General features: G+C 73.3%; 9 protein-coding genes and 1 tRNA gene. 5 read left to right on the top strand and 5 right to left on the bottom strand.

Translation table 11 applies throughout. The annotated features are described in order from the left end of the window. The 3 genes from ACRDP3_RS18610 to ACRDP3_RS18600 all read left to right on the top strand — a co-directional run. Positions 1–1,685 (top strand): cysteine protease StiP domain-containing protein (locus ACRDP3_RS18610; RefSeq protein ID WP_431518094.1); only part of this gene is annotated, 1,685 nt, incomplete at its 5' end. After that, the gene (locus tag ACRDP3_RS18605; protein WP_431518093.1) at positions 1,682–2,542 is read left to right on the top strand and encodes an HAD family hydrolase; all 861 of its coding nucleotides are present in this window, start codon (positions 1,682–1,684) and stop codon (positions 2,540–2,542) included. The genes ACRDP3_RS18610 and ACRDP3_RS18605, both read left to right, overlap by 4 nt. Further along, complete coding sequence (locus ACRDP3_RS18600) at positions 2,532–3,365, top strand: pentapeptide repeat-containing protein (RefSeq protein WP_431518092.1); 834 nt, start codon at positions 2,532–2,534, stop codon at positions 3,363–3,365. Before ACRDP3_RS18605 ends, ACRDP3_RS18600 begins: the two co-directional genes overlap by 11 nt. Before the next feature lie 22 nt (positions 3,366–3,387). On the opposite strand, the gene ACRDP3_RS18595 is transcribed toward ACRDP3_RS18600, so the two are convergent. Both ACRDP3_RS18595 and ACRDP3_RS18590 read right to left on the bottom strand, forming a co-directional pair. Next, positions 3,388–3,624, bottom strand: coding sequence for an FmdB family zinc ribbon protein (locus ACRDP3_RS18595; protein ID WP_431518091.1), 237 nt, complete (start codon positions 3,622–3,624; stop codon positions 3,388–3,390). Between the two features lie 62 nt (positions 3,625–3,686). Next, positions 3,687–4,943: a hypothetical protein gene (locus ACRDP3_RS18590; protein WP_431518095.1), complete on the bottom strand. Its 1,257-nt coding sequence runs from the start codon at positions 4,941–4,943 to the stop codon at positions 3,687–3,689. 192 nt (positions 4,944–5,135) lie between these two features. On the opposite strand from ACRDP3_RS18590, the gene ACRDP3_RS18585 reads away from it, so the two are divergent. After that, positions 5,136–5,210: transfer RNA gene (locus ACRDP3_RS18585), tRNA-Val, on the top strand. Positions 5,211–5,284: 74 nt separating this feature from the next. Here ACRDP3_RS18585 and ACRDP3_RS18580 read toward each other — a convergent pair. The 3 genes from ACRDP3_RS18580 to ACRDP3_RS18570 form a co-directional block, all read right to left on the bottom strand. Beyond that, positions 5,285–5,947, bottom strand: a complete 663-nt coding sequence (locus tag ACRDP3_RS18580; RefSeq protein ID WP_431518090.1) for a DedA family protein — start codon at positions 5,945–5,947, stop codon at positions 5,285–5,287. A 131-nt stretch (positions 5,948–6,078) separates the two neighbouring features. Beyond that, complete coding sequence (locus ACRDP3_RS18575) at positions 6,079–7,869, bottom strand: alkaline phosphatase D family protein (RefSeq protein ID WP_431518089.1); 1,791 nt, start codon at positions 7,867–7,869, stop codon at positions 6,079–6,081. Between the two features lie 209 nt (positions 7,870–8,078). Further along, positions 8,079–8,750, bottom strand: a complete 672-nt coding sequence (locus ACRDP3_RS18570) for an HNH endonuclease family protein (protein ID WP_431518088.1) — start codon at positions 8,748–8,750, stop codon at positions 8,079–8,081. A 334-nt stretch (positions 8,751–9,084) separates the two neighbouring features. Between ACRDP3_RS18570 and ACRDP3_RS18565 the strand changes: the two genes are divergently transcribed. Beyond that, positions 9,085–9,634: ABC transporter permease (locus tag ACRDP3_RS18565; RefSeq protein WP_431518087.1), on the top strand; the 550-nt coding region annotated here is incomplete at its 3' end.

Here is a 9,634-nt window from a genome sequence, read left to right as displayed (position 1 = left end):
GCGCTCGGCTGGACGCCGCCCTGCCCGGCATGGCCGGACGGCTGGCCGATGCCGTGACCAGCGCCTTGGCCGAGGCGGGGGGCGGGGGCGCGTCGCCCGAGGGTGAGCCGCCGCGCGTACTGCTGCTCGGCTGCGAGGAGTTGATGTACGCACCGCTGCGACTCGCCGTCGCCCTGGAGCGGCGCCTCGGGGACCGGGCGGCGGTGCGGTTCTCCACCACCACGCGGTCGCCCGTGCTCGCCCTCGACGACCCGGCGTACGCCGTCCGCACCCGCCTTACCTTCCCGGCACACGACAGCCCCGTCCATGACGACCCCGTCCATGACGAACCTGCCGGGGAGGCGCCCGCCACAGCCATGCGCCACGCCTACAACGTCGCCCCCGGCTCCGACCACCGGCGCCGTTTCGACGCCGTCGTCGTCGTGGTCGACTCGACGGCCGACACCCCGGCCCTGCACGCTCCCGATGGACTGCTCGCCCAACTCGCCCCGCACACCGGCGCCGTGCTGCTCGCCGTCCTGCCCTCCTATCTGCCCTCGCCGCCGTCGCAGTCGCCCGCGCCGCTGCGCGGACCCGGCTTCTCCTCCTACGCGCCCGACGAGGTCGGCTGGCTCCTGCAGGACATGTCGGACACACCGCTGGAGGCCCCGACCGAGGAGCGGGAGGAGGCGATGCAGAGCGGCGGGGCGCACTATGCCGAGTCGCTGCCGGTCGAGTACCAGCCGAGCGCCGAGTACGAGCGGCTCTTCCACAACGCGCTGGAAGTCTCCGCCGCCCGGGTCGCGCGGGCTGTGGGCACCGTGACCGAGACCGTCCTCGCGGAACGCGGCGCCCGCCCCGTCCTGGTGTCGCTGGCCCGCGCGGGCACCCCCGTCGGCGTACTGATGCGCCGCTGGGCGCAGCACGCGCACGGGCTGGACCTGCCCCACTACGCCGTCTCCATCGTGCGCGGACGCGGCATCGACACCAACGCCCTGCGCTGGCTCGCCGCCCATCACGACCCCGCCGACGTCGTCTTCGTCGACGGCTGGACCGGCAAGGGCGCGATCACCCGCGAACTGGCCGACGCCCTCGCCCCCTTCGAGGGCTTCGACCCGGAGCCGGCGGTGCTCGCCGACCCCGGTGGATGTGTGCGCACCTACGGCACCCGCGAGGACTTCCTCATCCCCTCCGCCTGCCTCAACTCCACCGTCTCCGGGCTGATCTCCCGCACCGTGCTCAGGGCCGACCTGGTCGGTCCGGACGACTTCCACGGCGCCAAGTTCTACCGCGAACTGGCGGACACGGACGTCTCCCGGCTCTTCCTCGACACCGTCGCCGCCCGCTTCGAGGAGGTGCGGGACGCCGTCACCGAGGACGTACGGGCGCTGCTCGCCGCCGACCGCGCACCCACCTGGGCGGGCTGGCGGGCGGTGGAGCGGATCAGCGAGGAGTACGGCATCGGCGACCTCAACCTCGTCAAGCCCGGCGTCGGCGAGACCACCCGGGTACTGCTGCGCCGGGTGCCGTGGAAGGTGCTCGCCCGCAAGGGCGCGGGCGCCGACCTCGACCACATACGGCTGCTGGCCGCGCAGCGGGGCGTCCCGGTCGAGGAGGCCGGCGACCTTCCGTACAGCTGCGTCGGACTCATTCACCCGCGCTTCACGCGTGGCGCCACCGGCGCGGACGGCAGGGCCGTCCGATGACCGCGGCCGTTGCCACCCCGCTCATCGCCAGCGACCTCGACCGGACACTGATCTACTCCGCCGGTGCGCTCGGCCTGACCGTGCCCGACGCCGAGGCTCCGCGCCTGCTGTGCGTAGAGGTGTACGAGCGCAGACCACTGTCGTACATGACCGAGACGGCGGCGCGGCTGCTGACCGGACTGGCCCGGCAGAGCGTCTTCGTGCCCACCACCACCCGCACACGTGAGCAGTACCAGCGCGTCCGGCTGCCCGGCCCGCCCCCGCGGTACGCGGTCTGCGCCAACGGCGGTCATCTCCTGGTCGACGGCCGGCCGGACCCCGACTGGCACGCGAGGGTGCGCCGCCGCCTCGCCGGCTGCGCGCCACTCGCGGAGGTCCGCGAGCACCTGCACCGCGCGGCCGGGGCAGGGACCGGCGACTGGGTGCTCAAGGAACGGGTCGCCGACGACCTCTTCGCCTACCTCGTCGTCGACCGGGACCGGCTCCCCGGCGCCTGGGTCAAGGAACTGGCCGCCTGGGCCGGGGAGCGCGGCTGGACGGTGTCACTGCAGGGCCGCAAGATCTACGCCGTGCCGGGCCCGCTGACCAAGAGCGCGGCCGTCGCCGAGATCGCCCGGCGCACCGGCGCCACACCCACCTACGCCGCCGGCGACTCACTGCTCGACGCCGACCTGCTCCTCGCCGCCGACCACGGCTGGCGCCCCGGCCACGGCGAACTCGCCGACACCGGCTGGTCGGCCGGTCACATCACCGCCCTGGCCGAGCGGGGTGTGGCGGCGGGGGAGCGGATCGTACGGGAGATGCACCAGGTCACAACGGCGGCAGGGCGGCAGGAGGCCACCCGCGGTGACCCCTGAGCACGACGCTCCCTCCCCGGCGGGCAGCGGCACGGAACTGTGCGCCGACTGCGCGAACTGCTTCGCGCTGTGCTGCGTCGCGCTGCCGTTCGCGGCCTCGGCGGACTTCGCCCTCGACAAGGACGCCGGGCAGCCGTGCACGAACCTGCGGCCGGACTTCCGCTGTGGCATCCACACCGAACTCCGTGAGCGCGGCTTCTCCGGCTGCGTCGCCTTCGACTGCTTCGGCGCCGGGCAGAAGGTCTCCCAGGTCACCTTCGGCGGCCAGGACTGGCGGCAGGCCCCGGGAACGGCACGGCAGATGTTCGACGTCTTTCCCGTCATGCGGCAGCTCCACGAGCTGCTCCGGTATCTGACCGAGGCACTGGCGCTGCCCCCGGCCCGTCCCCTGTACGGCGAACTGCGCCGCGCGCTGGAGGACACCGACCGCCTCACCCGCGGCAGCGCCCGAGCGCTGCTGGACATGGACGTGCCCGCGCACCGGGCGGACGTCAACGCCCTGCTGCTGCGCACCAGCGAACTGGTGCGGGCCGAGGTGCGCGGGCGCAAGAAGAACCACCGGGGGGCCGACCTCGTCGGGGCCGGGTTCGCGGGCGCCGACCTGCGGGGCGCCACCCTGCGCGGGGCCCGCCTGGTCGCGGCCGACCTCAGAAACGCCGACCTGAGAGCCGCCGACCTGATCGGGGCGGACTTCCGGGACGCCGACCTGAGCGGCGCCGACCTGACCGGAAGCATCTTCCTCACCCAGCCCCAGCTCGACGCGGCGAAGGGCGATGCCACCACCAGGATTCCCTGCGGGCTTCAGCGGCCAACGCACTGGTAGGGGTGGCCGGGCGGTCGGGGGCTCAGCCGCAGCACCCGCCTCCGCAGCACCCGCCTCCGCCGCCGCCCACGGGCTGCGGTGCGCTCGCGGCGGACCCGGCTGAGCTGCCGGACGCGCGCCCCACGGCGACGGTCGACAGCAGCTTCACGGTGTCCCCGTGTCCGTCCGGGCAGCTGGCGGGCGCGCCGGACTCCGCCATGGGACGGTTCAGTTCGAACTGTGTGTCGCACTGGCGGCACCGGTACTCGTATCGCGGCATGACGCCAGCCTATCCGGATCCGCTCCCAGCCCTCCGGTCCCGGCCCTCAGGGGCCGGACCGCTCACTGCCCGGTGGCCCGCTGCTCCCGGATCCGTTCGACGACCCGCTGCACCGTCTCCTTCACGGCGTCCAGCTCGGTGATCAGATGCCAGTAGTCCGGGTGCCGCCCGGCGAGGGACGCCACCGCGCGGTCGACGCGCGCAACGGCGTCGTCGAGCGGGCCCGCGTGCCCCGGGTCCGGTGTGCTGCGCCCCGCCATCGCCAGCCGCTGCGCGTCGCGAATGGCGAACCGGGTCCGTTCGACCTCCTTCGTCTGGTCGAAAGAGACCTCGTTGAGCCGCTGCAGCCGGTCGCCGGCGGCCTTGACCGCCTCGTCGGTGGAGTTCAGCAGCGCCCGTACGGTCGACAGCTGTGCGGTGGCGTCCGGCCAGCGCTGTTCCTCCCGCGCCTTCCGGCCCTCGGCCAGCTTCTCCTCGGCCTGCCGCACCGATCGCGCGGCCTGCTCGGGCACCTGCTGCAGGTCCTGCCAGCACGCCGCGCTGAAGCGGCGCCTCAGTTCGCTCAGCACGGGCTCCACCTGGCCCGTCCTGGTGTGCAGCGCCTGGGCACGCGTGCGCAGGGAGGCCAGCCGCTTGTCGATCTCCGCGGCTCGATCGGGCAGCCGCGCCGCCTCTCCCTGTACGGCTTCGGCCTCCCGCACCACGCGGTCCGCCCGCTGCAGCGTCTCCTGTACGCCGTGCCGGCCGGCGCCCTCGTTCAGCTTGGTCAGGTCCGGGGAGAGCGCGGCCAGCCGGCCCGCGAGGTCGTCGGCCTTGAGGCCGGTCGCCCGGGTGGCGTCCAGTGCGTTCGACGCCGCCAGCAGTCCCTGCCGGGCCCGCTCGACGGCGGGCGCGAGCCGCGCCAGCCGGCTCTCGGCCTGACCCAGCAGCGGACCGAGGCTCTCACCGAAGCGCTCCAGCTCCGCCTTGACCCGCTCCAGGTCCTGCCGGGCCTGCTTCAGCTCCGCCTGCGCACGGGCGGCGGTACCCGGGTCGAGCTCGTCCCGGTCCAGGTCATGGGCGTCGACGACCGTGATGTAGGCGTGGCTGACCTGGTCGATGCGGGTACCGAACTGCGCGAAGTCGGCGACCGCCTTACGGGCGGGGGCGGAGTCGTCGACGGCGCTGAGGGTCTCGATGGAGATCCGCAGATCGCGCTGGGCGGTGTCCAGGTCGTAGAAGGCGTCAGCGGCGGCGTCCTTGGCTGCCTGGGCTTCGGCCCGCTGCTGCTCCGTACGGCCGCTGCCCCAGCCCCAGCGGCGGGTGCCGCCGCCGTTCATTGCCGCCACCAAACCTCTCCCCGTGTCCCCGACTGTTGCCACCAGTGGATCGCAGGCCATTGTCCCACCCTGTGCCAACGAACACACGAGCCCGTTCGTTCACGACAGGGCAAATGACGCCGGAGCGGGGCCGCGGTCCGGGGGAGGAACCGGTTCGCGGGACAAGGTAGTCTGTGGCCTCGTCACGTTCCCGGGCGCATAGCTCAGCGGTAGAGCGCCTGCCTTACAAGCAGGATGTCACTGGTTCGATCCCAGTTGTGCCCACCACAGACACACAGGTCAGGGGCTCGCCATGCGATCATGGCGGGCCCCTGGCCTGTGCTGAGTGACGAAGTGGGTGACTACGGTTTTTCGGCTGCCGCGTCCCGCGGCGGCTGGCGCCGCAGCACGTACGCCGCCAGCGTGCCCATCGCGAACAGGGCCAGCACCGAGACCGCCGTCCCGTGCCAGGCCGCGCCCATCCACTGGGCGCCGAAGTAGCCGAGGCTCACGCTGTACGCGGCCCAGGTGAGCCCCGCCAACGCGGACCAGGGGACGAACTCCTTGGCCCGCCGGTGCGCCACTCCCGCCGTGAGGCTGACCACCGAACGCCCCGCGGGCGCGAACCGCGCCAGCACCACCAGCGCGCCCCCGCCGGCCACGAGCGCCTGCCCCAGCCGCTCCTGAGCCGCCGTCAGGCGGCGGGAGCGGGAGATGGCGCGGTCGAAGCGGTCACCGCCGCGCCAGGCAAGGCGGTAGGCGACCAGGTCGCCGAGGACCGAGGCGGTGGCGGCGCACAGCACCAGACCGAGGAATTCCGGGAGGTGGGCCGATTCGGCGGCACGGCGGGCATGGCTGGGCAGGTTCGCGGCGTCGGCCGCCGTGGTGCCCGCCACGGCGGTGGCGGCGGCCACGACGAGCACACCGCTCGGGAGCAGGGGCAGAAAGACGTCCAGCAGGACGGAGATCGCGATCACCCCGTAGATCCATGGGGATCCGATCAACGACCCCAGGATTTCCAGCACCCTCGTCCCGTACCTCCCCCGTGCGTTCCGCCGTCGGCAATGGTCAACTGCCGTCGTACAGCGTACGCCTGGAAGATCGCGACAGCGGGCGGCGGGGGCAAGGGGTCGATCTCAGCTCGGTATCGGGCCGGTCACGGGCCGGCCGGCCGCTGCCCGGGACCCGGACCGGCGCCGTCGGGCGGGGCCGGCGTCGCGGAGACCAGCGACCGCCGCAGAACCCGCTCCAGCCGTGACCCGCTGCCGACGCCCCCGCCGGGCACGCCCCCGGGGCTGTCGGCACCCTCGGGCACCGCCTGTGCCTGCTCCAGCGACAGGTCCGCCGACCGGCCGAAAAGCCGCAGCGTCATCAGCTGGTTGCCGAACCACGGCCCGCCGGCACGCTTCCACTTCACCGCCGGACGTCCCGCGCGCCCGTGCCGCGCCAGCGCCCGGCCGAGCCGGCGGCCGGCCGCGCTCCAGCCGAAGCGGAAGCCCGCCCGCATCACCGCCGGAATGCTGTTGTGCATCGGCGAGCAGGTCAGCTGCAGCACCCGCGACGTCACCGGCCGGGAGAAGCGGGGCTCGCTGATGTACGCGTGGTGCACGTCGCCCGACAGCACACACACCGTCGCCGGCGCCTCCGGTGCGCCGGCGACCTCCTCGATCAGTGCCGTCAGTGCCTCGAAGGAACGCGGGAAGGCGGCCCAGTGCTCCAAGTCGGCGGCGCGCCGCAGCCGTTCGCCGATCCTGGCCCAGCGCGGACCGCGAACGCCCCGGCAGAGCGCGGCGTTCCACGTCTCCGCGTCATGTATCGCCGGCGGCAGCAGCCAGGGCAGCGAGGTGCCGAGCAGCAGGTGGTCGTAACCGCCGTGGCCGCTGTCGCCGCCGGCGGCGGCCAGGCCCCCGTCACGCTGGGGGCGCAGACCGGTCAGCACCTGCTCGCGCAGCCACGCCATCTCCTCGTCGTCGAGGACCGCGCGCTGCTGCTCGTCGAGTACGCGCGCCGCCCGGGTGTCTATGACCAGCAGCCGCACCCTGCCGACGTCGCGCCGGTAGCTCCAGCGCACCGAGGCCGGGTGACTGTCCGCGCGTTCCGCGAAGTCGCGCAGCACCGCCGTGCCGTCCTCGGCCGCGCGTACGGCGGCGAAGAGCGGGTCCTCGGCGAGCTCGCCCGGGGAGAGGTTGCCGAGGTGCTGGTAGACCCAGTACGAGGCCAGCCCGCCGACGATCCGCTCGTGCCACCAGCCGGTCTCCCGGATCTCGCGGCGCCAGGCCTCGCTCGTGTTCCAGTCGTCGATCAGGTCGTGATCGTCGAAGACCATGCAGGTGGGAACGGTCGAGAGCAGCCAGCGCACCTCGGGGTCGAGCCAGGACTCGTCGTAGAGCTCGGTGTATTCCTCGAAGTTCGCGACCTGGTCCCAGGGCGGCTCCGCCAGGTCGCGGTTCTTGGCGAGCCTCGCCCGTACCGGCTCGGAGGTCTGGTCCGCGTACACCTGATCGCCCAGGAGCAGCAGGACGTCCGGGCGGGTGCCGCCCGCGATGGCCCGCTGGGCGAGGGCGTCGAGCGCGTCCGGGCCGACCGGGTCGTGGGAGCTGTCTGCGGGGCGGGCGGCCCACCGGCAGGAGCCGAAGGCGACCTCGAGGTCGTTCGTCTCGGGCGAGGGTGTGCGGATCGTGCTCGGGGGGAGGGCCGAGCCGGGCAGCGGCCAGACCGGTGCGTCGTCGAGCAGCAGGCGGTACGGGGTCTCCGTACCGGGCTCCAGGCCGACGACGGTGATCAGTGCGTAATGGTGGCCGGCGACCTGCCAGGTACGGGCGCTGCCGCCGGCGCTCCCGGTCTCACAGCGGACTTCCGCCTCGCAGGGGCCGTCGGTCTCGATCCAGATCGTCGCCGTGTCCTCGTCGACGTAGCGCAGCAGCGGCCCCAGGCGCAGCCCGACCATGGAAGTTCTCCCTCTGTCGTCCCGCACGGTACGGAAGCGTACGGATGGACAAGAGTAGACGGCGGGATTCCGCTGCTGAGAGCGCTGCTCTCCGTCTTCCTCGCACAGCACTCCGTGACGGGAGCACCGCTCCGGAACCGCCCCCTCCGCCGAGGGAGGGAGGGCGAGTACCGGGGCAGTGCTCTACGCCGTGAGTGGGGAACCGCCGGTCAGCAGGTGCCCAGCGCCGTCGTCAGTGCGCCCTTCTCGGCGGAGTCCACCGTCATGTCGTAGGTGTCCTTGACCCAGATCCACATCCGCGCGTACTCGCAGTGGTAGTCGGCCTTCGGCGGCATCCACTCGGCCGGGTCCCGGTCGCTCTTCGACTGGTTCACGTTGTCCGTGACCGCGAGCAGCTGTGCGACGTTCAGGTCGTTGGCGAAGGCCTGGCGCCGGTCCTGCGTCCACTCCTTGGCGCCCGAGCCCCATGCCTCCGCGAGCGGCACCATGTGGTCGATGTCGATGTCCGAGGGCTGGGTCCAGGTGCCCCCGTCGTACGGGCTGGTCCAGGAGCCGCTGGTCGGATAGCAGTCGCTGCCCGTCTCGACGCCGTCGCCGTCGCGCTTGAGTACGGTCTCGCGGGTGTCGCAGCCGTCGCCCTGGCTGGTCCAGTGCGGGAATTTGTCGCGGCTGTAGCCGTCCGAGGAACCCTCCGCCTGCTCGGACAGTCCGCCGAGCATGGTCGTGGCCTCGGCCGCGCTGGGCGGGGCGGGCGGTTCGGCCTGCGCGGGGGCGACGCCGCCGGTGAACAGCAGCAGTCCGGCGCAGGGGGCGGCGAGCGCGGCGAGAATGACCGACTTGCGTCGACGCGCGTAGATCGTGGTGCGTATGCGGTTCAGCATACGAACTCCCTCGGTGTGGGGGGATGTTGAGCGTTACGGAGAGGCGTGGGGCCTCGTTGGATCTGACGTTGATCCGATGGTGCCGACGCCGGGTTGCGTTCAGGCAGGCGTCAGGTAACAGCGTGGCGACGTGTTCACGTCACATCAAGAGTCCGGTCGCGATTGCGTGCGGTTCCTGGGGTGGGTGAACCCCAACCCCGCGCCGCAGCACACCGATCCGCCCTCTTCCGCACCGATCCGCCCCTTCCGCGGCCTCCGCTTGCCGGCCCCGCCCCGCCCCTTCTCGCGGTTCGCCGCGCGGCAACCGCCCGCCTGGCGGCTCGTATGGTGAACCATGCCGCTCGCCGCCGACGCCCTCCTCCCGGTCGACGCCACCCTCGGCGCCGTCCTGGCGGCCCTGCTGGTCGCCGCCGCCGCCATCGCCGCGTACGCCCGCCTCACGCAGGACGACGGCCGCCCCTACGCGCGCGCCATCCTCACCGCCGGACTGCGCGCCGCGGTCCAACTCGCCGCCGTCTCCTGGGTGATCGGCTGGGTGGTCGGCGCGGTGCCGACGCTGCTCGCCTTCGTCGCGCTGATGTTCGCCGTGGCAGTACGCACGGCCGGGCGCCGCATCACCAGCAACGGCTCCTGGTGGTGGTCCGCCGTCCCCATCGGGGCCGGGGTGCTGCCGGTGCTCGCCACCCTGCTGCTCACCGGGCTGGTGCCGCTGCGCGGCATCGCCCTCGTCCCCATCGCCGGCATCCTGATCGGCGGGGCGCTCACCGCGACGGTACTGGCGGGTCGGCGCGCGCTGGAGGAACTGCAGGCCCGTAAGGGCGAGGTGGAGGCGGCCCTGTCGCTGGGGCTGCTGCCGCGCGAGGCCCGGCTCGAGATCGCCCGCC

It is taken from the genome of Streptomyces sp. (assembly GCF_050698815.1).
Lineage (GTDB): Bacteria > Actinomycetota > Actinomycetes > Streptomycetales > Streptomycetaceae > Streptomyces.
The sequence above is the reverse complement of the archived record's forward strand: the minus strand, read 5'-3'. Positions and strand labels throughout refer to the sequence as shown.